The organism is Citrobacter sp. wls613 (assembly GCF_005281195.1).
GTDB classification, from domain to species: domain Bacteria; phylum Pseudomonadota; class Gammaproteobacteria; order Enterobacterales; family Enterobacteriaceae; genus Citrobacter; species Citrobacter gillenii.
In genome coordinates, this window is the sequence record NZ_SZXN01000074.1 from 1 (window position 1) to 23,417 (window position 23,417).

24 protein-coding genes are annotated in these 23,417 nt (G+C 52.2%); 12 read left to right on the plus strand and 12 right to left on the minus strand.

Going from position 1 to position 23,417, the window contains the following annotated elements:
- Window positions 1-72: 72 nt before the first annotated feature.
- The gene (locus tag FDX01_RS18075; protein ID WP_137400230.1) at window positions 73-741 is read right to left on the minus strand and encodes a hypothetical protein; all 669 of its coding nucleotides are present in this window, start codon (window positions 739-741) and stop codon (window positions 73-75) included.
- A gap of 92 nt (window positions 742-833) precedes the next feature.
- The gene (zapB, locus tag FDX01_RS18080) at window positions 834-1,079 is read right to left on the minus strand and encodes a septal ring assembly protein ZapB (protein ID WP_115259761.1); all 246 of its coding nucleotides are present in this window, start codon (window positions 1,077-1,079) and stop codon (window positions 834-836) included.
- Window positions 1,080-1,507: 428 nt separating this feature from the next.
- On the opposite strand from zapB, the gene FDX01_RS18085 reads away from it, so the two are divergent.
- The 4 genes from FDX01_RS18085 (at window position 1,508) to fpr (ending at window position 5,913) form a co-directional block, all read left to right on the plus strand.
- Window positions 1,508-2,353 carry an MIP/aquaporin family protein gene (locus FDX01_RS18085; RefSeq protein WP_096758820.1) on the plus strand — a complete coding sequence of 282 codons (846 nt, stop codon included), beginning with the start codon at window positions 1,508-1,510 and terminating at the stop codon, window positions 2,351-2,353.
- A gap of 21 nt (window positions 2,354-2,374) precedes the next feature.
- A complete protein-coding gene (glpK, locus tag FDX01_RS18090) occupies window positions 2,375-3,883 on the plus strand; it encodes a glycerol kinase GlpK (RefSeq protein ID WP_096758821.1) in 1,509 nt (502 codons plus the stop codon).
- Between the two features lie 177 nt (window positions 3,884-4,060).
- The gene (gene glpX, locus FDX01_RS18095) at window positions 4,061-5,071 is read left to right on the plus strand and encodes a class II fructose-bisphosphatase (RefSeq protein ID WP_096758822.1); all 1,011 of its coding nucleotides are present in this window, start codon (window positions 4,061-4,063) and stop codon (window positions 5,069-5,071) included.
- A gap of 95 nt (window positions 5,072-5,166) precedes the next feature.
- Window positions 5,167-5,913 carry a ferredoxin--NADP(+) reductase gene (gene fpr / locus FDX01_RS18100; protein WP_096758823.1) on the plus strand — a complete coding sequence of 249 codons (747 nt, stop codon included), beginning with the start codon at window positions 5,167-5,169 and terminating at the stop codon, window positions 5,911-5,913.
- 86 nt (window positions 5,914-5,999) lie between these two features.
- Here fpr and FDX01_RS18105 read toward each other — a convergent pair whose 3' ends face one another.
- Window positions 6,000-6,422 carry a DUF805 domain-containing protein gene (locus FDX01_RS18105; RefSeq protein ID WP_096758824.1) on the minus strand — a complete coding sequence of 141 codons (423 nt, stop codon included), beginning with the start codon at window positions 6,420-6,422 and terminating at the stop codon, window positions 6,000-6,002.
- A gap of 225 nt (window positions 6,423-6,647) precedes the next feature.
- On the opposite strand from FDX01_RS18105, the gene FDX01_RS18110 reads away from it, so the two are divergent.
- Together FDX01_RS18110 and tpiA are read left to right on the plus strand one after the other, a co-directional pair.
- Window positions 6,648-7,247: a YiiQ family protein gene (locus FDX01_RS18110; protein ID WP_096758825.1), complete on the plus strand. Its 600-nt coding sequence runs from the start codon at window positions 6,648-6,650 to the stop codon at window positions 7,245-7,247.
- 108 nt (window positions 7,248-7,355) lie between these two features.
- On the plus strand, window positions 7,356-8,123 hold the full coding sequence (gene tpiA, locus FDX01_RS18115) for a triose-phosphate isomerase (RefSeq protein WP_096758826.1): 768 nt from the start codon (window positions 7,356-7,358) through the stop codon (window positions 8,121-8,123).
- 41 nt (window positions 8,124-8,164) lie between these two features.
- Here tpiA and FDX01_RS18120 read toward each other — a convergent pair whose 3' ends face one another.
- The 6 genes from FDX01_RS18120 to fieF all read right to left on the minus strand — a co-directional run bounded on the left by FDX01_RS18120 (window position 8,165) and on the right by fieF (window position 15,219).
- Complete coding sequence (locus FDX01_RS18120; protein ID WP_135912764.1) at window positions 8,165-9,637, minus strand: DASS family sodium-coupled anion symporter; 1,473 nt, start codon at window positions 9,635-9,637, stop codon at window positions 8,165-8,167.
- Between the two features lie 112 nt (window positions 9,638-9,749).
- Window positions 9,750-11,054: an SLC13 family permease gene (locus tag FDX01_RS18125; protein WP_137400231.1), complete on the minus strand. Its 1,305-nt coding sequence runs from the start codon at window positions 11,052-11,054 to the stop codon at window positions 9,750-9,752.
- A 72-nt stretch (window positions 11,055-11,126) separates the two neighbouring features.
- A complete protein-coding gene (locus FDX01_RS18130; RefSeq protein WP_137400232.1) occupies window positions 11,127-11,876 on the minus strand; it encodes a CDP-diacylglycerol diphosphatase in 750 nt (249 codons plus the stop codon).
- A 103-nt stretch (window positions 11,877-11,979) separates the two neighbouring features.
- Window positions 11,980-12,969: a sulfate/thiosulfate ABC transporter substrate-binding protein Sbp gene (sbp, locus tag FDX01_RS18135; protein ID WP_096758830.1), complete on the minus strand. Its 990-nt coding sequence runs from the start codon at window positions 12,967-12,969 to the stop codon at window positions 11,980-11,982.
- A gap of 200 nt (window positions 12,970-13,169) precedes the next feature.
- Entirely contained in the window at window positions 13,170-14,132 is a 963-nt protein-coding gene (gene pfkA / locus FDX01_RS18140) for a 6-phosphofructokinase (protein ID WP_117343655.1), read from the minus strand.
- Between the two features lie 184 nt (window positions 14,133-14,316).
- Complete coding sequence (fieF, locus tag FDX01_RS18145) at window positions 14,317-15,219, minus strand: CDF family cation-efflux transporter FieF (protein ID WP_096758832.1); 903 nt, start codon at window positions 15,217-15,219, stop codon at window positions 14,317-14,319.
- A 307-nt stretch (window positions 15,220-15,526) separates the two neighbouring features.
- Between fieF and FDX01_RS18150 the strand changes: the two genes are divergently transcribed.
- Entirely contained in the window at window positions 15,527-16,090 is a 564-nt protein-coding gene (locus FDX01_RS18150; RefSeq protein WP_137400233.1) for a type IV secretion protein Rhs, read from the plus strand.
- Window positions 16,087-16,446, plus strand: a complete 360-nt coding sequence (locus FDX01_RS18155; protein WP_117343653.1) for a putative T6SS immunity periplasmic lipoprotein — start codon at window positions 16,087-16,089, stop codon at window positions 16,444-16,446. The genes FDX01_RS18150 and FDX01_RS18155 overlap by 4 nt, the downstream gene beginning before the upstream one ends.
- A gap of 207 nt (window positions 16,447-16,653) precedes the next feature.
- Here FDX01_RS18155 and cpxP read toward each other — a convergent pair whose 3' ends face one another.
- Window positions 16,654-17,154: a cell-envelope stress modulator CpxP gene (gene cpxP, locus FDX01_RS18160; protein WP_117343652.1), complete on the minus strand. Its 501-nt coding sequence runs from the start codon at window positions 17,152-17,154 to the stop codon at window positions 16,654-16,656.
- Between the two features lie 150 nt (window positions 17,155-17,304).
- Here cpxP and cpxR point away from each other — a divergent pair, with 150 nt between their 5' ends.
- On the plus strand, window positions 17,305-18,003 hold the full coding sequence (gene cpxR / locus FDX01_RS18165) for an envelope stress response regulator transcription factor CpxR (protein WP_005121756.1): 699 nt from the start codon (window positions 17,305-17,307) through the stop codon (window positions 18,001-18,003).
- Window positions 18,000-19,373 (plus strand): envelope stress sensor histidine kinase CpxA, encoded by a 1,374-nt coding sequence (cpxA, locus tag FDX01_RS18170; RefSeq protein WP_096758834.1) that lies wholly within the window; start codon window positions 18,000-18,002, stop codon window positions 19,371-19,373. The genes cpxR and cpxA overlap by 4 nt, the downstream gene beginning before the upstream one ends.
- Window positions 19,374-19,439: 66 nt before the next feature.
- On the opposite strand, the gene yiiM is transcribed toward cpxA, so the two are convergent.
- A complete protein-coding gene (gene yiiM / locus FDX01_RS18175) occupies window positions 19,440-20,114 on the minus strand; it encodes a 6-hydroxyaminopurine reductase (RefSeq protein ID WP_096758835.1) in 675 nt (224 codons plus the stop codon).
- Window positions 20,115-20,266: 152 nt separating this feature from the next.
- On the opposite strand from yiiM, the gene FDX01_RS18180 reads away from it, so the two are divergent.
- Window positions 20,267-21,157 carry a dihydrodipicolinate synthase family protein gene (locus FDX01_RS18180; protein ID WP_137400234.1) on the plus strand — a complete coding sequence of 297 codons (891 nt, stop codon included), beginning with the start codon at window positions 20,267-20,269 and terminating at the stop codon, window positions 21,155-21,157.
- An 88-nt stretch (window positions 21,158-21,245) separates the two neighbouring features.
- Here FDX01_RS18180 and sodA read toward each other — a convergent pair whose 3' ends face one another.
- Window positions 21,246-21,866, minus strand: coding sequence for a superoxide dismutase [Mn] (sodA, locus tag FDX01_RS18185; protein WP_096758838.1), 621 nt, complete (start codon window positions 21,864-21,866; stop codon window positions 21,246-21,248).
- A gap of 255 nt (window positions 21,867-22,121) precedes the next feature.
- On the opposite strand from sodA, the gene FDX01_RS18190 reads away from it, so the two are divergent.
- Window positions 22,122-23,417: L-fucose/L-arabinose isomerase family protein (locus FDX01_RS18190; protein ID WP_249361012.1), on the plus strand; the 1,296-nt coding region annotated here is incomplete at its 3' end.

Below are 23,417 nucleotides of genomic sequence, written 5' to 3' on the forward strand. Positions count from 1 at the left end.
TACACTAAATCAGTAAGTTGGCAGCATTACCGAAAATCATAAAACCAATAATAATACCTGATATACGAGACATCATATGCGGAGTTCCCAAACATAATCAGGATTTGCAACAGGTTTTATTACATCCATAAATAAAGGTAACTCCCCTGAATAGGGTTCATGTTTCGTCCCCTTATCTAAAGGATCGGGAAACAGTAACGGAATGACGCTTTTATTCTTAAATTCACCAACCGGACCATAGAAGTCCCATATCCGATAAACCTTTTCTTTCGAGCATATCTGAAGATAAGAGGTGTAATCTGCGTAATTTACTGCTTGGTAAAAACCAAATAAATTCGATACCAAATCTTCGGCACTATAGCCACTATCAGTTAAATAAACGTAAGGCCAAAAATCCTGTAAGGATTCAAAGCGATATGACGTACTTAAGAATATCGATAAAGCAACACCTTGCAGAGTTCGTTCCTGCAATCCTCGTCGCACCATAAATCTACGATATATGCCAGTATTAATATTTAGGCCATGAATGCTTTTGGACATACTTTGATGATAATTTACTTCATAAAATTCGCTATCACCACCACGAGCCCTTGTCATTTCAAACCAGAGCTTTTCAGCTCCAGCCGGATTGGCATGACCTAAATCAATCCATCCTATATTCTCTGTATAGATAAGACCGTATCTAATATCTCTGGTGATAAATCGATCCGAATTATCAATAATATCATTTCTTTTTGTCATATCGTATTCTTTGAAATTTGAGAATTACGATATCCTAAAGTCTACATAGTAAAAAGGCATCCATAATGGATGCCTTTCTCAAGAAATCAGAATTAGACTTCTTCCATACGCCCCAGGAGAGCATGCAGACGATCCTGCCAGCCGCTCTGCTGTTCTTTCAGGCTGTTGTTCTCTCGCTCCAGCTCTTCACGCTGCTGCTGTGCAGACTGAACTTCCTGCGACAGTGAGTTGTTTTTTTCTTTCAGCTCTTCGATTTCCATCTGCAACAGCGTGATGGTATCAATCGCCTGCTGTACTTTTGCTTCCAGTTTCTCAAACACTTCTAATGACATCGTCATACCTCTCCTGAATTGCAAGGCGTTGATGGATATAAATCCTCGTCCCGATAACGGTGACGCCTTAATAAAAACGCGCGTTCTCTACTTAGCACCGATTGTATGAAGCCGCGCCATCCCTGTCCAGCAGCATCCCGCGTAGATTGCGGTTTGCAACACTTTTAATCCTTGTCCTGGCGACAAACACCCTATAGCTCAAAAGTGTTAACATATTGGTTAATGAAATGATTCAGCTCACACTAGTTATGTATTACAAATACCTCGTTATGGCGCGAAAACGCTCATTTTGTTGATGCAGCACACACATTTTAATTTCGATATTTCTCGTTTTTGCTCGTTAACGATAAATTAACAGTGTGCCTACCGGGCTCCGGGGATGTCAGTGACCTTCTCGCACACAATAAACATTAATCTCTCTTCAGGATCCGATTATGAGTCAAACATCAACCTTGAAAGGCCAGTGCATTGCTGAATTCCTCGGTACCGGGTTGTTGATTTTCTTCGGTGTGGGCTGTGTTGCTGCACTCAAAGTCGCTGGGGCGACTTTTGGGCAGTGGGAAATCAGTATCATCTGGGGTCTGGGGGTAGCGATGGCTATCTATCTGACGGCAGGCGTTTCTGGTGCACACCTGAATCCGGCGGTCACAATCGCACTTTGGCTGTTTGCCTGCTTTGATAAGCGTAAAGTCGTACCTTTTATCATTTCACAAATTGCCGGCGCCTTTTGCGCAGCGGCTTTGGTTTACGGGCTTTATTACAATCTTTTCATCGATTTCGAACAAACCAACCATATCGTGCGCGGTAGCGCTGAAAGCCTCAATCTGGCAGGGACATTCTCAACATATCCAAACCCGCATATCAATTTTGTGCAGGCCTTCGCAGTTGAAATGGTCATTACCGCTATTCTGATGGGGCTGATTTTGGCACTGACCGACGATGGTAACGGTGTGCCACGTGGTCCACTGGCGCCGCTGCTGATCGGTTTATTGATCGCAGTTATTGGTGCTTCTATGGGACCACTGACCGGTTTTGCAATGAACCCGGCACGTGACTTCGGACCGAAACTCTTCGCCTGGATGGCTGGATGGGGTGAGATTGCCTTCACGGGCGGTCGCGATATTCCTTACTTCCTGGTACCGGTGTTTGGCCCGATTACCGGCGCGATTTTGGGCGCATGGGCATATCGCAAACTGATTGGTCGCCATTTGCCGTGCGATGTCTGCGCGATTGAAGAGAAAGACGTCGCGGCCAACACTCAACAAAAAGCTTCGCAGTAATGTGACTACGGGACAAAAATCATGACTGAAAAAAAATATATCGTTGCGCTCGACCAGGGCACTACCAGCTCCCGCGCGGTCGTAATGGACCACGATGCAAATATTGTTAGCGTTTCACAACGCGAATTCGAGCAAATCTACCCGAAAGCCGGTTGGGTAGAACACGACCCGATGGAAATTTGGGCGACTCAAAGCTCTACGCTGGTAGAAGTGCTGGCGAAAGCCGATATCAGTTCCGACGAAATTGCCGCGATCGGGATTACCAACCAGCGCGAAACCACCATCGTCTGGGAGCGTGAAACCGGTAAACCTATCTATAACGCCATTGTCTGGCAGTGTCGTCGTACCGCGGATATTTGCGAGAAACTTAAGCGCGACGGTATGGAAGACTATGTCCGTAACAACACCGGGCTGGTCATTGACCCGTACTTCTCTGGCACCAAAGTGAAGTGGATCCTCGACCACGTAGAGGGCTCGCGTGAGCGCGCTCGTCGCGGCGAACTGTTGTTTGGTACCGTGGACACCTGGCTTATCTGGAAAATGACTCAGGGGCGCGTACACGTAACGGATTACACCAACGCCTCACGTACCATGCTGTTCAACATCCATACCCTGGACTGGGACGACAAAATGCTGGACGCGCTGGACGTCCCGCGTGCCATGCTGCCGGAAGTGCGTCGTTCTTCTGAAGTCTACGGTCAGACCAACATTGGCGGTAAAGGCGGCACGCGTATTCCTATCTCGGGTATCGCGGGTGACCAGCAGGCCGCACTGTTCGGTCAGCTGTGCGTGAAAGAAGGGATGGCGAAAAACACCTACGGCACCGGCTGCTTCATGCTGATGAATACCGGCGAGAAAGCCGTGAAGTCTGAAAACGGGCTGCTGACCACCATCGCCTGCGGTCCGACCGGGGAAGTAAACTATGCGCTGGAAGGCGCGGTGTTTATGGCCGGCGCATCCATTCAGTGGCTGCGTGATGAAATGAAACTCATCAGCGATGCGTTCGACTCCGAATACTTCGCCACCAAAGTGAAGGACACCAACGGTGTGTACGTCGTTCCGGCATTCACCGGTCTGGGTGCGCCATACTGGGACCCGTATGCGCGTGGTGCCATCTTTGGCCTGACCCGTGGCGTTAACTCCAACCACATCATCCGTGCAACGCTTGAGTCTATCGCTTATCAGACCCGTGACGTGCTGGAAGCAATGCAGGCCGACTCCGGTATTCGTCTGCACGCGCTGCGTGTCGACGGTGGCGCGGTCGCCAACAACTTTCTGATGCAGTTCCAGTCCGACATTCTTGGCACCCGCGTTGAGCGCCCGGAAGTACGTGAAGTGACTGCACTGGGTGCCGCATACCTGGCAGGTCTGGCCGTCGGCTTCTGGCAAAACCTGGATGAACTGCAGGAAAAAGCGGTCATCGAGCGTGAATTCCGCCCAGGCATCGAAACCACCGAACGTAACTTCCGTTACAGCGGCTGGAAAAAAGCGGTTAAACGCGCCCTGGCGTGGGAAGACCACGAAGAGTAACCCGTCATTGCCGGATGGCACGGCCTACTGATACGAATCTGACGTAGGCCGGATAAGACGCGTTAGCGTCGCCATCCGGCAATATCTTCGTGCGGGGCAATCCCGCACACACATCAATAATCCCGCCCTCTCCCCTGTGCTACACTTCGCGCCATTCCTTTCTGCTACGAGTTTGCAATGAGACGAGAACTTGCCATTGAATTTTCACGCGTAACCGAAGCGGCAGCGCTGGCTGGCTATAAATGGCTGGGACGCGGCGATAAAAATACCGCCGACGGCGCAGCGGTGCACGCCATGCGTATTATGCTCAACCAGGTCAATATTGACGGCACCATCGTGATTGGCGAAGGTGAAATTGATGAAGCGCCGATGCTGTTTATCGGTGAGAAAGTCGGTACCGGTCACGGCGATGCCGTAGACATTGCGGTCGACCCTATCGAAGGTACGCGCATGACGGCAATGGGCCAGGCGAATGCGCTGGCGGTCCTCGCAGTTGGTGACAAAGGCTGTTTCCTCAACGCGCCAGATATGTACATGGAGAAGTTGATTGTCGGCCCTGGCGCCAAAGGGGCTATCGACCTGAACCTGCCGCTGGAAACAAACCTACGTAATGTCGCCGCCGCACTCAACAAGCCGCTCGGCGATCTGACCGTGACGATTCTGGCCAAACCTCGCCACGATGAGGTGATCGCAGAGATGGCGAAGCTTGGCGTTCGCGTGTTCGCCATTCCCGATGGCGACGTCGCAGCCTCCATTCTGACCTGTATGCCAGACAGCGAAGTTGACGTGCTGTACGGCATTGGCGGCGCACCGGAAGGTGTCGTTTCTGCCGCCGTCATCCGCGCGCTGGACGGCGACATGCAGGGTCGTTTGCTGGCACGTCATGACGTCAAAGGCGACAGCGAAGAAAACCGCCGTATCGGCGAACAGGAACTGGCCCGCTGCCAGGCGATGGGCATTGAAGCCGGTAAAGCGCTGCGTCTGGACGAAATGGCACGTAGCGATAACGTTATCTTCTCCGCCACCGGGATCACCAAAGGTGATCTGTTGGATGGAATTAGCCGTAAGGGTAATATCGCCACCACCGAAACGCTGCTGATCCGCGGCAAGTCGCGCACGATCCGTCGTATTCAATCCATCCACTACCTTGATCGCAAAGATCCTGATGTGCAGGCGCATATCCTGTAACAAATTTGTTTGATTGAGCCTTCCAGTCCTTCGGGGCTGGAAATCTTTCGTGCAACGAACGAAGATAAGGCAATCAAAGCAGACAGGAGGACACCATGGCAGATTGGGTAACAGGCAAAGTCACTAAGGTACAGAACTGGACCGACGCCCTGTTTAGTTTGACCGTGCGCGCGCCGGTTCTCCCCTTCACTGCGGGTCAGTTCACTAAGCTTGGTCTGGAGATCGACGGCGAACGCGTCCAGCGCGCCTATTCCTACGTGAATGCACCAGACAACCCCGATTTAGAGTTTTATCTGGTGACAGTGCCTGACGGGAAGCTGAGTCCACGTCTGGCCGCGCTAAAACCTGGCGATGACGTACAGGTGGTCAGTGAAGCCGCGGGTTTCTTTGTGCTGGATGAAGTCCCCGATTGCGATACGCTGTGGATGCTGGCAACCGGCACGGCGATCGGCCCGTACTTATCCATTCTGCAACTGGGCAAAGATGTCGATCGCTTTAAAAATCTGGTGCTGGTCCATGCTGCCCGTTATGCCGCCGATTTAAGCTACCTGCCGCTGATGCAGGCGCTGGAAAAGCGTTACGAAGGGAAATTACGTATTCAGACCGTCGTCAGCCGTGAAACAGCTGCAGGTTCGCTTACTGGCCGCGTTCCCGCACTGATTGAAAGCGGTGAGCTGGAAAAAGCAGTCGGTCTGCCGATGGATACCGCCACCAGCCATGTGATGCTCTGTGGGAACCCACAGATGGTACGCGATACCCAGCAGTTGCTGAAAGATACCCGGCAGATGACCAAACACCTGCGTCGCCGACCGGGCCATATGACCGCTGAGCATTACTGGTAAGGGTGTTTGCCTGAAGTCACTTTTGCCGGATGGTGGCTTCGCCTTATCCGGCCTACGGGTGACACTTTCGCCATCTGGCATTGTATTCACGCTTTGTACTTCACGTCCTGCGTATCCTTACCAAACTTATTCTCGCCCTGGGTGCCAACAAACGCGCCCAGGTCAATCAGCATGCCGACCAGAATCAACGTGGGGACAAAGCGTCCGACGACCCACGGCAAGACGCTGGGTAACATCGTCCAATTTCCTGCCAGCAGCATCCACGCCAGAATCATCAATAGCGCCCATGCGCCAGAGCGTCCCCGATCATGCAGGCGTTTTACCGTCACCGCCGCTGTCGGCCATAACAAGCACACCAGGCAAAAAGCCGCTGTCTGAATATCGAGAAGTTTTTTACTCGCCAGCGAGAACAGAACCAGCATACCGACAATCCAGAGGCCGACCCAAATCCAGAAATCACGGCGTCCAATACGCCCTTTAATTGAGAATAACCACTGCTGTATGGTCATGTAAGTTCCTTTATTATTACCTTCAAGAACAGCTTACCCTTTTGACAAGCCCGACGGTTTTGCTCTATGGATTTCGAGTGGTGGGAAGGCGGCAAGTGAATGAGTCCCGATGAGCTTACTCAAGTAAGTGATTCGGGTGAATGAACGCAGCTAACGCACCTGCCACTTGAAAGACGACGAGTATATCGTTTTAATCGTGGTCAGTCATAATGAAAGGTACGATTGATGAAGCAAGGATTTACTCTGTTTTTATTATTGTTTTCAGCCCTGTCCGCAAGCCCTGTGGCTCGGGCGGAAGCGCCCTCGACGGCAACCACTGCCCCCTATCTGCTGGCGGGCGCGCCGACGTTTGATCTGTCGATCAGCCAATTTCGTGAAAACTTTAATACGCAGAATCCGAAGCTTGCATTAAATGAATTCCGCGCCATCGACAGCAGCCGCGATAAGGCAAATCTCACCCGAGCAGCCAGTAAAATCAATGAAAACCTGTATGCGTCATCAGCCCTTGAGCGCGGGACGTTGAAAATTAAAAGCATGCAGATAACCTGGCTGCCGATCCAGGGGCCGGAACAAAAGGCCGCCAAAGCCAAAGCGCTGGAGTACATGAGTGCCGTCATCCGCACCGTAGCCCCCTTATTGACCAAAGAACAAAGTCAGAAAAAACTGCAAAAATTGCTCACCGCAGGCAAAAGTAAGCATTACTACGCAGAAACCGAGGGTGCAATTCGCTATGTCGTGGCAGATAACGGCGAAAAAGGGCTGACCTTCGCTGTTGAACCGATTAAGCTGGCGCTATCTGAAAATCTCGAAGGGTCGAATAAATGACAAAAAGCAAAGCCTTCATGATGATCAATCTCTATACTGTTTCACAGACCATGCTGCCCTGACGGGCGGCCATCTTCCTTAATTCGCTGACAAGCGTGGAGAAATGAAATGCGACATCCTTTAGTGATGGGTAACTGGAAACTGAACGGCAGCCGCCACATGGTAAACGAACTGGTTGCTAACCTGCGTAAAGAACTGGCTGGCGTTGCTGGCTGTGCAGTAGCAATCGCTCCACCGGAAATGTATATCGACCTGGCGAACCACGCTGCTGCCGGTAGCCACATCATCCTGGGTGCGCAGAACGTTGACCTGAACCTGTCTGGCGCATTCACCGGTGAAACCAGCGCTGAAATGCTGAAAGATATCGGCGCGAAATACATCATTATCGGTCACTCTGAGCGTCGTACTTACCACAAAGAGTCTGACGAACTGATCGCTAAAAAATTCGCCGTGCTGAAAGAGCAGGGTCTGACGCCGGTTCTGTGCATCGGTGAAACCGAAGCAGAAAACGAAGCGGGCAAAACTGAAGAAGTGTGCGCACGTCAGATCGACGCAGTACTGAAGACTCAGGGCGCAGAAGCATTCGAAGGCGTGGTTATCGCTTACGAACCTGTATGGGCTATCGGTACCGGCAAATCTGCAACTCCGGCACAGGCTCAGGCTGTTCACAAATTCATCCGTGACCATATTGCTAAAGCTGACGCAAAAATCGCTGAACAAGTTATCATCCAGTACGGCGGTTCCGTAAACGCAGCTAACGCGGCAGAATTGTTCGCGCAGCCGGACATCGACGGCGCGCTGGTGGGTGGTGCTTCTCTGAAAGCCGACGCCTTCGCCGTGATCGTTAAGGCAGCTGAAGCCGCTAAACAGGCTTAAGTTGTTGTAAGGGGGGCATTGCCCCCCTTGTCATCTCCGCGTTACCAATATCCCAGCCAGTGCCACCAGAAGGCACCCGTTACCCCCCAGATAGTCAGGTTGGCCACACTCATCACCAGCCCTGTTTTCCACCACTCAGCCAGCGTAACGTAACCCGAGCCAAAAATGATGGGCGCAGTACCTGTGCCGTAGTGCGTGAGCGACATCATCAACGAGGATGAGAATCCCAGCATCAGGCCAAGCAGCGCCGGAGGCGCACCGAGACCTAATCCCGCCGCGAAGAACGCCGCGAACATCGCCGTAATATGCGCGGTAGTGCTGGCAAAAAAGTAGTGCGAATAGACGTAAAGCAGCACCAGCAGCAGTGTGGCGATACTCCAGTGAACGCCGAGATGATCGATGGCACTTCCGACGCTGGTCGCCAGCCAGCCGACCAGGCCCAGTTTGCTCAGGAAGTCCGCCATCATTACCAGCGCAGCAAACCAGACTATCGTATCCCATGCCCCACGGCATTTGAGAATATCATCCCAGCTGAGTACCCCGGTCACTAACAGAATTGATAAGCCGATTAACGCCGCGCTGGTAGGGTTGACGGTCCAGGCACTGCCCATAATCATCGCAGGAACACCCGCCCACAGGCAGAGCAGCAAAACGAAAACCGCGAGGGTGATTTTCTCTGCCAGCGCAAGCGGGCCAAGCGCATCGAGCTTTTGCCGGGCGAACTGCGGCGCGTTCGGCGTGCGAGTAATGGCCGGCGGGTAGAGCCACCAGATAATAATGGGCATCACGATCAGTGAGATGACCGCAGGCAGAAGCGCAGCGATGGCCCACATTCCCCAAGTCATATTCAGTACCCCATCCGTCCCTTTGGTCAAAAAGCTGACAATCAATGGGTTAGGCGCGGTCGCAGTAATAAACATCGCCGAGGTGATCGGGTTAATGTTGTAGTTCACCAGCGCCAGATAGCGGCCGGTAGAACCGTTTTCCTTATCTCCTGGCTGAGACCCGAGGCTTTCGGCAATCGCCCGCATGACCGGGTGAATAATCCCACCACCGCGCGCGGTATTGCTTGGGGTTACAGGGGCTATCAGCGTTTCCGCCAGGGTTAACGCCCAGGCAATACCCAGCGTCCGTTTGCCAAACAGGGCAATAAATCCATAGCCAATGCGCGCGCCCAGCCCCGTTTTCAACAGGCTTTGCGACAGCATGATGGAGATACCGATCAACCAGATCAGTTGGTTAGAGAAACCGCTCAGCGCATCACTCAGCGCCGCAGTCGGTTTACCAGGGTGAGTGACGCCGGTCATTGCCACCAGCATAATCGCTACAATCGCGATAGCGCCAATAGGCATGGCTTTGCCAATGATGGCCGCGATAGTGCCAATAAACAACGCCAGCAGATGCCACGCTTCGGGGGTAACGTCAGGAGGGCAAGGGATAACAAACCAGATAGTCAGGGTAATCACGATCGAGATAATGGCAGGCCAACAGCGTATAGGGGTCAATCTGTCCATGAGACAATCCTTGAGTTTCCAGCACGCAAGTATGCACATCGATATTACCCGGTATCGACATGCAGAATGCGATTCACCTTCTCAATACATAAATTTTTACGATTACAAGACGTTATAGCTTCCCCAGTACGCTAAACCACAGATAATCCAGCGGCAGCAGAACCAGGTACGTTGCCATAGCCAGCGTAATGCACAGCAGCATTCCTGCCCGTGCAGGCACTTTGCCTAGCGCCATCGCCACCACAATTGGCGATGCCTGATACGGCAGCAACGGAGTGGAATAGCCCAGCACCTGAATCATAATCACCGACAGCAGCGGAAACCCGGTCGCATCGGCAAAGCTCTGTGCCAGCGTGGTATACAGCGCCGGAACGCCGTTGGCGGTCATAATAAAATTGAGCGCCGTGGTAATACCGGTTAACGCCAGAAAGCTGGTAAAGGGTTTATCCGCGTCCAGCGGCATCACGTGTAGCAACGCCTCCCCCACCGCGCTACCGATGCCGGTTTGCGTCACGGTGATCGCCAGCCCCAGGATCCCCGCCACGTAAATACAGGTGCGGATGTTCACCCCGCTGGAAAACTCGTCCCCGTTAATAAAGCCTACCCGTGGCAACAGCGTAATGATTGCCGCCGCCAGCCCAGTCCAGGCCGGACCAATACCGTGCCAGCTTTCGCTGACCCACATCAGCAACACCACCGCTAACATCCAGGCCAGCCGTTTTTCATCGCGACTCATCGGCGCAGGTGGCGTCACATCCATAGGGGCATGGGGCTTGCCGGGGAACAGCCAGCAGATCAGTCCAACCAGCAGCGCGCCTTTTAGCCAGCCGAGGACCGGCGTATGTAGCATTAAATAGGGTAGATAATTCAGATGGATACCGTAAGAACCTTCCGTTGCGCCACTCATCACCAGATTCGGTACGTTGGCAGGTAGGATGGTGGCGGAAAGCTGGAACGTCCCAAAACCCACGGCTAACGCCAGACCGTACCAGGCGCGGGTACCGTCGACAATGCCAGCGCGTTTCGCCATCGCCGCGACAATCGGCATCAGCAGCGCAATACGCCCCATATTGGACGGCATCACAAACGCCAGCGCATAGCTCAGCAGCACTACGCTTGCGACCATTAACGGCCAGGAATCGGTCAGCCGGGACGACAACGCCCGCGCCGCCCTGTCCGCCAGTCCCGTTTTACGTATCGCGATGCCCAACACGAAACCGCTGAAAACCAGCCAGAACGCCGACGAAGCAAAGCCGCCAAAAATCACCTCCGGTGGGGCGATTTTCGCCACCATTGCGACAGAGAAGAATATCAGCGCCGTAATGAACTCCGGTAACAGCGACGTAGCCCAGAGCAGAATGGTGATGCCAACCACCAGTGAAGGGATAAACAGAGGGTGCGTAAGCCAGAGCGACATGCCTGTCTCCTGTTGTTTTTTTCAACAAGAATACGGGGACAGGCACAGAGAGTAAACGCCAGATTAGGTGGGTTACCGCAGGATCTGGCACTGATGATCCTGAATTTCCTCGGCGGAGGCGAGATTCAGCGACAGCAGATCGCGCTGGGTCGCCAGCAGGACAAAGGACTCATCACTCTGACGCACCATCGCCAGCGCATAGCGCCCCATATGATCACGCGCATCCGGCACCTCTTCCGCCAGCATCATAAACGGGCTGCGCTGTGCCAGTTCGTTTTCCGTCACGCGGCGCGCCAGATACTCGTGCCCACGTAATCCCCCCGGCAAAGGCAGCCAGCGGGTGCTGATTTTCGCCATATTGTCATCCAGTTGCGTTCTAACGTCAGGACGCAGGCAAGAGATATGAATGTGGAAATGGTTTTGCGTGCGGCCAGACGGCGAGTTGATCGTGAGTGATACCGCTTTATCAGGAATTTCCTGACCGTATTTTTGGCTCATAAAACCGCGCGCTTGCCAGGCGAGCCAGAAAAAATTCGGCGTGCCTGATTGCAACAGCAGCGGGCTTTCCGTGCCGTTAATGCGGTAAGTGGGCATCAATAAGTATTGCAGAGGGCCGTTACGGTCTTTGAACACCACATACCCGGCATCCGGTTTCACCTCCGCACACGGCGCAGGGTTATGCCGTTGCAGCTGGTTCGGCAGGCATTGCTCAAGAACAATCTGGCGTAATGCATCCGGGTTACCGTTGAGTTTCCAGTAACCTATGCCCGCAGCGGCAGCGATAATCATCACCACCAGTAAAAAATAGCCTGCTTTTTTCATTACGCGTTTCCTGTATCCCATTGAAGGGTAAGCGTAACGTAAAATGATGACAAATAAAAAAGCCCGGTCGCGTTATGCCACCGGGCCTGCAAACACATCTGCGTTAGCGTTTACTGATTTGGTCAAACGTACCGCCGTTAGAGAAGTGCTCTTTCTGCGCTTTGGTCCAGCCACCAAACTCGTCGTCGATGGTGAACAACTTCAGCTTCGGAAAGGCATTTTCGTATTTCTTCGCCACGTCAGCATCACGCGGGCGGTAATAGTTTTTCGCCGCAATTTCCTGACCTTGCGGAGAATAGAGATACTTCAGGTAGGCTTCGGCCACCACTTTGCTGTCTTTCTTTTCTACCACTTTGTCGACAATAGACACGGTCGGTTCTGCGAGAATGGATTCGCTTGGCGTGACGATCTCAAACTTGTCTTTACCCAGTTCATTCGTCGCCAGCAGCGCTTCGTTTTCCCATGCGATCAGCACATCGCCAATTCCGCGTTCAACAAAGGTATTGGTAGAGCCGCGCGCGCCGGAGTCCAGCACTTCCACGTTTTTAAACAGAGCTTTGACGAAGTCCTGAGCTTTGGCCTGATCGTTGTTATTGTGGTGCAGGGCATAACCCCATGCCGCCAGATAGTTCCAGCGCGCCCCGCCGGAGCTTTTCGGGTTTGGCGTAATGACTGATACACCCGGTTTAACCAGATCGTTCCAGTCATGAATCTGCTTTGGATTGCCTTTGCGTACCAGGAAGACGATGGTAGAGGTGTAAGGTGCAGAGTTGTCCGGCAGGCGTTTAATCCAGTTTTTATCGATACGGCCACGCTCAGCAATGGCGTCCACGTCATAGGCCAACGCCAGGGTAACCACATCGGCTTCGATACCGTTGATGACTGAGGTTGCCTGTTTACCGGAGCCACCATGTGACTGACGGATCACCACGTTATCGCCCGTTTCCTGTTTCCAGTGCGCCGCGAAGGCTTTGTTGTACTGTTCGTACAGCTCACGCGTTGGATCGTACGATACGTTAAGTAACTGAATATCCTTTGCCAGAACGCTGGTCGATGCCAGCAATAATGTTAACCCTACGCCCCATTTGTTCATCGCCCAGCTCGCTTATTTAATGTTGTGATGAGCAGAGCGTGCCAGAAAGCGAACCAAACTTTAAAGAATAAAAAAAGATTTGCTATAACGCGGGGGAATATATGGAGTCGGGTGTTTGCCTGATGGCGCTACGCTTATCAGGCCTACAATTTGCATCATGTAGGCCGGATAAGGCGCAAGCCGCCATCCGGCAATTGCAATCAGTACAGTTTTTTCGCGCAGTCCAGCCAGTCACCTTTGAACGGACGCTTCATATTCTCGATAGCGTCGATGATGTCGTGGTGAACCAACTGTTCGTTCTGAATACCGACGCAGCGACCGCCATGACCTTCAAGCAGCAGATCAATGGCATACGCCCCCATACGGGATGCCAGAATACGGTCGTAAGGCACCGGGGAACCACCACGCTGGATGTGACCCAGTACGGTTGAGCGCGTTTCACGGCCGGTTTCTTTCTCGATGTAATGCGCCAGTTCATCAACGTCACACATGTGCTCGGTGATCGCCACAATCGCGTGTTTCTTACCTTTGGCGATGCCAGCTTTGATTTCAGCGACCAGATCGTCACGGCTGAATTCAACTTCCGGAACGACGACGAATTCGCAGCCACCGGCAATTGCTGCCGCCAGAGTCAGGTCACCACAGTAGCGCCCCATCACTTCAACGATGGAGATACGCTGGTGAGAAGAGGAGGTGTCACGCAGACGGTCAATCGCTTCTACCACGGTACCCAGTGCGGTGAAGTAGCCGATAGTGTAGTCGGTGCCTTTAATATCGTTGTCGATAGTACCCGGCAGGCCAATGCACGGGAAACCCATTTCAGTCAGACGTTTTGCACCCAAGTAGGAACCGTCACCACCGATAACAACCAGGGCGTCAATCCCACGCTTCTTCAGGTTTTCGATAGCCACAGCGCGCACGTTTTCGTCGCGGAATTCCGGGAAGCGAGCAGAACCGAGGAAAGTACCGCCACGGTTGATCATGTCGGACACGCTATAACGGTCGAGCTGAACCATACGGTCTTCATACAAACCCAGGTAGCCATCATGGATCCCCATGACTTCCAGTCCTTCCGTCAACGCTGCACGTACAACACCACGGATTGCTGCGTTCATGCCCGGCGCATCACCGCCGCTTGTCAACACACCGATTTTCTTAATCATGACTACCTCTGAACTTTGGAATGCAAAATGAAATCTGCTGCCGGAAGTCGATTCCGCATATCGAAACGATCCAACGAATATGCAGATAGTATAACAATCACTTCCTGCTGAATTGATTCAGGTCAGGCCAAACGGTGGTAATTTATACACAAAATGCTGGCCCTGCTCACTTTTTTACAACGAATTATGAAAGCTCAAACATCTTGCCTTCCTTGGGTACGACTGAACAGGGATCCTGATGAATAATCACATCCGATCCCGGGAAACGCCGCAAAATCGCCTGCTCAACCTGTTCAGCCACTAAATGCGCCTGAACGAGCGGCAGATTATCTTCCATTTCCAAATGAATCTGAATAAAGCGGGTCGGCCCTGACTGCCGCGTGCGAAGATCGTGAGCGCCGCTGACTCCTGGCCATGACGTCACTATATCAATAATTTCCTGACGTTCTTCATCGGGCAAGGCGCGATCCAGCAAGGATTGCACCGCCTCGTAGCCCATACGCAATGCGCTATATAGAATATAGATGCCAATCCCGAGCGCAAACAAGGCATCCGCACGATGCCAACCGTACCAGGCCAGACCAAGCGCGACGAGAATAGCGCCGTTCATCATAACATCAGACTGATAATGAAGCATATCTGCCCGAACGGCCTGACTTTGCGTACGCTTAACGACCCAACGCTGAAACGTGACCAGTATGATAGTACAAATTAACGCAATGACGGTGACGATTACCCCGACGCCCGGATCTTTCATCGGCGTCGGTTGAACAAGATGCTGAATGCCGGTCAAAAATAAGAACAGCGCCGAGCCAGAAATAAACATACTTTGCGCCAGCGCCGCCAGCGATTCTGCTTTCCCGTGCCCGAACGTGTGTTCATCATCGGCTGGCTGTAAGGAATAGCGCACCACCAGCAAATTGGTTAACGACGCGGCAATATCGACCAAAGAGTCCACCAGTGCAGCCAGAATACTCACCGACCCGGTGTACCACCACGCAAAAATTTTGATCAAAAGTAACAGCGAAGCCATCACGGTCGCCGCGATAGCCGCCCGGCTCACCAGCCGCCCATAAGTTTGATTCATAAGCACTCCCATCAGGATATGCCGCTAGTATAACGGATGAACTAAAACAGTCAGGCAATAAGAAAGTGTCAATTTTTGGGCAAAAAAAACCATACGCAATGTGTGGAAAAGCGGGGATGGAATGTTGCAGCAAACATAGCACATTAAATTAAAAAATTACGCCCCCTCTTATAGCCGGACCAGTATGGCAATACGTCATCTGAATACGTTTTATTCTGAATTTTTAGGACCTCTCAACAACTTTTCCATTACTCCTTTACTTTAGGTGTACGATAAATACTCAATCAACATATCTTGAGGGATTAAGATAGTGTATTACCCTAATTCTATTGACTGGAAACCGATCCAAGAAGGGGGACTGCGTAGGTTAAGGCTTGGCGAGATAAATCTTGCAAACTCGCTCTTTGGCTTCAGCATTCTTTACCATCAAGTTTGGATTCATCTGGAAAGTTACCTTCCTTTTGATACTCAAAACCCAGGTCAGGCGATGACGCCTGACGGCGAAATGTGGTTTAGAACCATAAAATACGAAGATGATTTCTCGATGCCAACAAAACAGCCAACGCCAAATGCCCAGCATCTTTTTTTGCATGAAATGATGCATGTTTGGCAGCACCAATATGGAATGTGGGTACGAACACGCGGGGCGTTCTCATGGGCTGCTGATTATACATACAGTCTAAATGAAAAAAATCTACTTGATTACGGACTGGAGCAGCAAGCATCCTTAGTCAGCGATTACTGGTTGTTAAAGCACTATGGGTTTGATGGGCATAGCGATCTCTATGTTTACCGCGATTATGACCCAGAAGAACCGGCGCTGGAATTAATGCAGAAATATGAAAAGGTACTCGGGAGCTTTCCGATATGAAGAAATCGCTCTTTTTTCTCCCTTTACTTTTATTTCTGGCCGGGTGCCCGGGGAAAGGCAGAGAGGGTGCAGAGTCCGGTGAACGACGGGCGATCTACGTAGATGGCAATCGTGTTTGCTTTACCATAGATAAAAACGATGTGTTAAACCGCTATATTCTGTCAACTAATGGTAGAGAAGGTAAAAAATTATTAGTCGGCGATTTTAAACATCTCACCTACCCAAGTACCTGCTTCACGGTTAATTTAGAAAAAGGGGTGGTATATGGTGCAAGCTATACCTTAAATGGAAAAAATCACTACTACACATTTATCATTACCCATGATGGTACTGTGTTGGATTTAGGAAAAAGCTGAGCACTATTGTCAGATCACACGGCTCTACATAAAGGCTGTGAGTTACATTGAGGTCAGCCACACATAACAAAAGCTTTTATAAGCGCTAAATACCTTCTGCAAGTCGCTGTTTATCTTTGGCAGTTCACTGGAATTTTGGGCAAAAAAAACCCCCACATCATGTGGGGGAAGACAGGGATGGTGTCTATGGCAAGGAAAACAGGGTTACTACTGGGAACGTGAGTTGCTACTACTCAATAAATTCAACGATGAGCTTTTTTGCCATTGCGCGACATCGCGCAGCTGCTCCATTCGTTGTTCATGTTTCTCATTTAAAACCGCTTGCTGCTCGGGCGTTAACAGGCGATACATCTGGTTGCGGACCTTGGCGATTTCAACCTGGCGGGCAACCTGCTGTTGTGCCATCTTTTCTGCCTGAGCGCGCACAGCGCTTTCATCAAAATTCTCTGCGGTGACAAGACGATGCATTGTCTCCATTTCGCTAACATTAACAGGAGGCTGCTCATGTCTGGCCTGCTGCATTAAATCTCGCATCTGTTGACGTTGATGTTCGGTTAAACTGATACCGTCAAACATGTGGCTCTGCGCATTACGTTGCGAAGAGCTTTCACCCAGGTGCCAGTGATCGCCTGTGACGACTTCAGCTGCATGGCTAAACGTACTAAGTGCCAGCGTTGAGGCCATGACGGCAGCGGTAACTTTGCCCATCACTTGCTCCCAAAATCTTTTCTGTCGCGATTCAACGAGAGACAGTTTACGATTCGGGCTGCAAACATGCGTCAGGGGGTGTAAAACAACGTAAAGTCATAGATTAGCGCCGCCTGATGTCGTAATTTCTGCCTCGGAGGTACGTAAAAAATGAATAAAATACTGCTAGTTGATGATGACCGAGAGCTGACATCCCTGTTAAAGGAGCTGCTCGAAATGGAAGGTTTCGATGTGCTGGTTGCCCATGATGGGGAGCAGGCACTGGAGCTTCTGGATGACAGCATCGATTTACTTTTGCTCGACGTCATGATGCCGAAGAAAAACGGCATTGATACACTGAAAGCACTTCGCCAGACACACCAGACCCCCGTAATCATGCTGACCGCCCGCGGCAGCGAACTGGATCGCGTACTCGGCCTTGAGCTGGGCGCGGACGATTATTTACCCAAACCGTTTAACGACCGCGAACTGGTCGCGCGTATCCGCGCCATTCTGCGCCGCTCCCACTGGAGCGAACAGCAGCAGAACAGCGATAACGGCTCACCGACGCTGGAGGTGGATGCGTTAAGCCTCAATCCGGGTCGCCAGGAAGCCAGCTTTGACGGGCAAACCCTGGAGTTAACCGGTACCGAATTCACCCTGCTGTATTTGCTGGCGCAGCATCTCGGCCAGGTGGTTTCTCGTGAACATTTAAGCCAGGAAGTGCTGGGCAAACGCCTGACACCGTTCGATCGTGCTATCGACATGCATATCTCGAACCTGCGTCGTAAGCTGCCGGAGCGTAAAGACGGGCACCCGTGGTTTAAAACCCTGCGCGGTCGCGGCTATCTGATGGTCTCCGCTTCATGATAGGAAGTTTAACCGCACGCATCTTTGCCATCTTCTGGTTAACGCTGGCACTGGTGCTGATGCTGGTGCTGATGTTACCCAAGCTCGACTCACGCCAGATGACCGAGCTACTGGATAGCGAACAGCGCCAGGGGTTGATGATTGAGCAGCACGTTGAAGCTGAACTGGCGAACGATCCGCCCAACGATTTGATGTGGTGGCGTCGCTTGTTTCGTGCGATAGACAAGTGGGCGCCGCCGGGACAGCGGTTATTACTTGTTACGACGGAAGGACGCGTGATCGGCGCAGAACGCAACGAAATGCAGATCATTCGTAACTTTATTGGTCAGGCCGATAACGCCGATCATCCGCAAAAGAAAAAATACGGTCGTGTTGAAATGGTTGGGCCTTTCTCCGTCAGAGATGGCGAAGATAACTACCAACTGTACCTCATTCGGCCTGCCAGCAGTTCACAATCTGACTTCATCAACCTGCTGTTTGACCGACCGCTGTTACTGCTGATCGTGACCATGTTAGTCAGCTCTCCGTTGCTGCTTTGGCTGGCCTGGAGTCTGGCAAAACCGGCACGTAAGCTGAAAAATGCGGCGGATGAAGTGGCACAGGGCAACCTGCGTCAGCATCCTGAACTGGAAGCCGGTCCGCAAGAATTCCTGGCGGCAGGTGCCAGCTTTAACCAGATGGTGACGGCGCTGGAACGCATGATGACCTCACAGCAACGCCTGCTGTCGGACATCTCTCACGAGTTGAGAACGCCGTTAACGCGTCTGCAACTGGGGACCGCGCTGCTGCGCCGTCGTAGCGGCGAGAGCAAAGAGCTGGAGCGTATTGAAATGGAAGCGCATCGACTGGACAGCATGATCAACGATCTGCTGGTCATGTCGCGCAATCAGCAGAAAAACGCGCTGGTCAGTGAAACCGTGAAGGCGAATCACCTGTGGGGTGACGTGCTGGATAACGCCGCCTTTGAAGCCGAGCAGATGGGCAAATCGTTCACAGTTAACTTCCCGCCAGGGCCGTGGCCGCTGTACGGTAACCCGAATACGCTGGAAAGTGCGCTGGAGAACATTGTTCGCAACGCCCTGCGCTACTCACACACCAGGATTGAAGTGGGCTTCGCGGTGGATAAAGACGGGATTACCATCACCGTGGACGATGATGGTCCGGGCGTGAGCCCCGAAGACAGAGAACAGATTTTCCGTCCGTTCTATCGTACCGATGAAGCGCGCGATCGCGAATCTGGCGGTACTGGTCTGGGTCTGGCAATTGTTGAAACCGCTATTCAGCAGCATCGTGGCTGGGTCAAGGCCGAAGACAGCCCATTGGGTGGTCTGCGCCTGGTGCTGTGGCTGCCGCTGTATAAACGTGCGTAATTGTGCCTGTTGCGCCGGATGACGATGCTAACGCATCTTATCCGGCCTACAGGTTCAATAATCGCCTTATTTTCCCCACAATCTCCGCGAATTATCTTCGATCTTGCCGCTTAAGCGGCGTTTCTGCATGGTTCTGGTCCAGCTCTTTGACAGCCCCGCCGCCGACAGCAAACGGTGATACTGGTCGTCATCAAACGGCATATGCCAGGCAATGGCGATGGCCTCTTGCACGCTAACGTCACTCACACGAGACGCCAGTACCAGCGGCGCATCCGCCGATACCATGCCGGGTGCGATAACGCTGCACAACCAGCCGGTCTTGCCCGCATCCTGCATCTGGCTTGCCATATCGCTAATAGCAAAATGAAAATTCAGCTTAAAACACGGCGAGCGTGGCTGTGTGACCTGAATCAGCGCCTCACCCCACTGGAAGATATCACCAATAAAAACATTCTCTTCCGTCATGCCCTGCGTTGACAGGTTCTCGCCAAAAGCGGGCGCGACAAACAACTCTGCCTGTTCAGGAAAAGCCTGTCGCCAGTGTAGGTAGTGTTCACGCGGATAATGGCACAGCGCGCGGTCCGGCCCACCGTGAATTTTCGTTTCTGCCTGTTCATCCCCTGCCAACCCTAATTCGGTCAGCATCAGCTCGCCATCGACCTGAACTTTCGCAATCGCACTGGGGCGGCTTCCCGTGTAATCCCGAATCTTGCCTGCAAATACATCAACCGGATATCGCATCTGTTCCCTCTCCCGATAACTTTTCCCCATTACACCCTATTTATTCTACCCTATTCGCTCAAAATGAGAGCACGGTTGGTGTGAAACGTAGGGACACATGCTATCAATGTAAGTTGGTTTTGAAACAACATTTCAATTAAGGAGTCGACAACGTGACGGGTCAATCGCAATTTGCTGGCGTCTGGTGTCCTTCCATTACGCCAATGGACAATGACGGCAAGATCGATTTCAACGGTCTGAGCCAGCATCTCAAACGCCTTACCGAGGCACAGATCGACGTTATTTTGCTGATGGGAAGCATTGGGGAATTTGCCTCCTTTACGCTCGACGAAAGGCTGCAGTTGATCCATGAAGCCCGAGCTATGAGCTCGCTGAAGATGGTCGCCAACGTCTCATCCACCTGCCAGAATGATGTGCTACTGATGGCGCAGGAAGCGTATCACGCGGGATACGATGCCGTCATGATCCTGCCACCTTACTATTACGGACAAACGGCAACGCAGCTGCTGAGCTACTTCCGCCAGTTAGGGCAACAACTCAGCGGTCAATGGTTTGCCTATAACTTCCCGGCCCGTACCGGCTGTGATTTAACACCTGAGCTGGTTGCTACCCTGGCCGGGGAATTCCCGAACTTCGCCGGTATCAAAGACACCGTGGACTGCCAGTCCCATACCCGCAGTATGATTCAGACCACCCGCGCTGTACGCAAAGATTTTGCCGTACTCTCCGGTTACGACGAATATTACATCCCCAACCTTCTGGCAGGCGGCGCTGGGATTATTTCTGGCCTAAATAACGTGATGCCTGAGCTGTTTGTCCACGCACGCGAGGCGTTTAAACAGGGCGACCTGGCAGCGTTGCGTGATATTCAGGATAAGATTGGCACGTACATGTCCATCTACGCTATTGGCGAGGATTTTGTCACCACCATTAAAACCGTGGTGTCGCGTAAGTTTGGCTATTGCACCGGCGTTTCGCGTAATGCAGGTGGGGAGTTAAACGAGGACCAATGCCGAATAATTGATGAGGTGTTTGGGCGTTAATATTACCCGGCCCGCATCATGATGTGGGCCGGGTAAGTGCATCAGGCAATACAGCGTTACCGCTCTACGCCATCAGGCTGTATGGGGCTTATTTTTTCGCCGCGAAACGCGCCGCAGCTTCGTCCCAGTTCACCACGTCCCAGAACGCTTTGATGTAGTCCGGGCGACGGTTCTGGAATTTCAGGTAGTAAGCGTGTTCCCAAACGTCCAGGCCCACGATCGGGAAGCCGGAAGCGCCAGAGATAGCCTCACCCATCAGCGGGGAATCCTGGTTGGCAGTAGAAACCACAGCCAGTTTGTCACCTTTCAGTACCAGCCATGCCCAGCCAGAACCGAAACGGGTTGCCGCTGCTTTTTCAAATTCAGCTTTGAAGTTATCAACAGAGCCAAAGTCGCGTTCGATAGCCGCTTTCAGGTCACCCTGCAGCGTAGTACCGGTTTTCAGACCTTTCCAGAACAGGCTGTGGTTCGCGTGGCCGCCTGCGTTGTTACGCAGTACGGTTTTCTTATCCGCTGGCAGCTGATCCAGTTTAGTGATCAGCTCTTCAACAGGCAGGCTAGCGAATTCAGGCAGGCTTTCCAGCGCAGCGTTCGCGTTGTTTACATAGGCCTGGTGGTGCTTGGTATGGTGGATTTCCATCGTCTGCTTATCAAAGTGCGGTTCAAGGGCATCATAAGCGTACGGCAGGGATGGCAGTGTATAACTCATAATCATCTCCAGTATTGTCGGGCGGCCAGTGTTAACGCCGCGTAAGCAGTTGAGTCATTATAGTTAATTAAATGATATTGAAAATGATTATCAATGCCGTACTTTTTACAGGGCTATTGCAAGATGAAAATGTGAGCGCCACCGGGAAAATCAGGCGAATTTTGCCAACCTGCGTAGGAAACAGGCAGCGACATAAAGGACATGGGAGACAAAGCACGAGATAGTCTGCGGATTATCTCACAAGGAAATATTGCTATGTCTGTCAACATCGCCCTTTTCGGAATCGGCCTCGACACATACTGGCCCCAGTTTGCTGGCCTGGAGTCACGCTTGCAGGGTTACCTGCAAACGATTGATGAGCGTCTGACGGCGCAACAGGCCACCGTCATTAATGGCGGCCTGATTGATAACGTCGATAAAGCCGATGATCTTATCAGGCGATTACAACAGCAGCCGGTCGATGCGGTCTGTCTTTACATTAGCACCTACGCACTCAGCGCAACGGTTCTACCCCTTGTACAGAGTATCAATAAGCCAGTTATTATTATGGCCCTACAGCCGGAGCCTGGTCTGCCCTATTCGGCAATCCGCCAAATTCCCGATCGGGGCGGACGTACTGGAGAGTGGCTGGCGCACTGCCAGGCCTGCAGCGCGCCCGAACTGGCAAACGTATTTAATCGTGCGAATATCCGCTTTCAGTTGATTGTTGGTGCGTTACAGGGCGATGAGTACGTCTGGCAACAAATGGCACAGTGGTTACAAGCCCTTAATGCCCGCCAAATGCTGGCAAACTGTCAGGTCGGCGTACTCGGACACTATTATGACGGCATGGTGGACGTTTACAGCAATATGACGAACCTGTCCGCCAAATTGGGCGTACGCTTTAAGCCACTGGAAATGTGTGAGCTGGCGGAATACCGCGAGCAGGTCAGCGAGACAGATCTCAGCGTCAAACAACAGGAAATGTACCGTGTGCTTCAGCTGGATCCGACATGCGAACCGGCAGAGCTTGATCGCGCACTCACCACCGCCTGCGCCATGGATAAACTGATTGCCCAGAACACACTCGGTGCACTGGCCTACTACTACGAAGGTAGAAACGGCAATGCTTACGAGAACATCATCACCTCAATCATTCTTGGCAACACACTACTCACCCACCGTGGTATTCCCGTGGCAGGTGAATATGAAATCAAAAATGTACTGGCGATGAAAATTCAGCAGCTTCTGGGGGCGGGTGGTTCATTCTCTGAGCCATATGGAATTGAATTTATTGATGATGTTGTATTGTGGGGACATGATGGCCCGGCGCACCCGCTGATGGCCGATGGTCCGGTGCGTCTGGTTCCGCTGCCGGTTTATCATGGTAAACCGGGTAAAGGTGTGTCTATCCAGATGACCGTGAAACCGGGCCCGGTAACCTTTCTTTCGGTCATTGAAGATGCCGAAAACGGGGTGCGTTTGCAGTATGCCGAAGGGGAAGCAGTGGCAGGTGAAGTCCTGGATATCGGCAATACCAACAGCCGCTATCGCTTCCCGTTATCGGCTCCC

Bases quoted from the DNA above. Each gene is read 5' to 3' on its own strand.
- FDX01_RS18075 (WP_137400230.1), bottom strand. From the start codon at position 741: ATGACAAAAAGAAATGATATTATTGATAATTCGGATCGATTTATCACC.
- zapB (WP_115259761.1), bottom strand. From the start codon at position 1,079: ATGACGATGTCATTAGAAGTGTTTGAGAAACTGGAAGCAAAAGTACAG.
- FDX01_RS18085 (WP_096758820.1), top strand. From the start codon at position 1,508: ATGAGTCAAACATCAACCTTGAAAGGCCAGTGCATTGCTGAATTCCTC.
- glpK (WP_096758821.1), top strand. From the start codon at position 2,375: ATGACTGAAAAAAAATATATCGTTGCGCTCGACCAGGGCACTACCAGC.
- glpX (WP_096758822.1), top strand. From the start codon at position 4,061: ATGAGACGAGAACTTGCCATTGAATTTTCACGCGTAACCGAAGCGGCA.
- fpr (WP_096758823.1), top strand. From the start codon at position 5,167: ATGGCAGATTGGGTAACAGGCAAAGTCACTAAGGTACAGAACTGGACC.
- FDX01_RS18105 (WP_096758824.1), bottom strand. From the start codon at position 6,422: ATGACCATACAGCAGTGGTTATTCTCAATTAAAGGGCGTATTGGACGC.
- FDX01_RS18110 (WP_096758825.1), top strand. From the start codon at position 6,648: ATGAAGCAAGGATTTACTCTGTTTTTATTATTGTTTTCAGCCCTGTCC.
- tpiA (WP_096758826.1), top strand. From the start codon at position 7,356: ATGCGACATCCTTTAGTGATGGGTAACTGGAAACTGAACGGCAGCCGC.
- FDX01_RS18120 (WP_135912764.1), bottom strand. From the start codon at position 9,637: ATGGACAGATTGACCCCTATACGCTGTTGGCCTGCCATTATCTCGATC.
- FDX01_RS18125 (WP_137400231.1), bottom strand. From the start codon at position 11,054: ATGTCGCTCTGGCTTACGCACCCTCTGTTTATCCCTTCACTGGTGGTT.
- FDX01_RS18130 (WP_137400232.1), bottom strand. From the start codon at position 11,876: ATGAAAAAAGCAGGCTATTTTTTACTGGTGGTGATGATTATCGCTGCC.
- sbp (WP_096758830.1), bottom strand. From the start codon at position 12,969: ATGAACAAATGGGGCGTAGGGTTAACATTATTGCTGGCATCGACCAGC.
- pfkA (WP_117343655.1), bottom strand. From the start codon at position 14,132: ATGATTAAGAAAATCGGTGTGTTGACAAGCGGCGGTGATGCGCCGGGC.
- fieF (WP_096758832.1), bottom strand. From the start codon at position 15,219: ATGAATCAAACTTATGGGCGGCTGGTGAGCCGGGCGGCTATCGCGGCG.
- FDX01_RS18155 (WP_117343653.1), top strand. From the start codon at position 16,087: ATGAAGAAATCGCTCTTTTTTCTCCCTTTACTTTTATTTCTGGCCGGG.
- cpxP (WP_117343652.1), bottom strand. From the start codon at position 17,154: ATGGGCAAAGTTACCGCTGCCGTCATGGCCTCAACGCTGGCACTTAGT.
- cpxR (WP_005121756.1), top strand. From the start codon at position 17,305: ATGAATAAAATACTGCTAGTTGATGATGACCGAGAGCTGACATCCCTG.
- cpxA (WP_096758834.1), top strand. From the start codon at position 18,000: ATGATAGGAAGTTTAACCGCACGCATCTTTGCCATCTTCTGGTTAACG.
- yiiM (WP_096758835.1), bottom strand. From the start codon at position 20,114: ATGCGATATCCGGTTGATGTATTTGCAGGCAAGATTCGGGATTACACG.
- sodA (WP_096758838.1), bottom strand. From the start codon at position 21,866: ATGAGTTATACACTGCCATCCCTGCCGTACGCTTATGATGCCCTTGAA.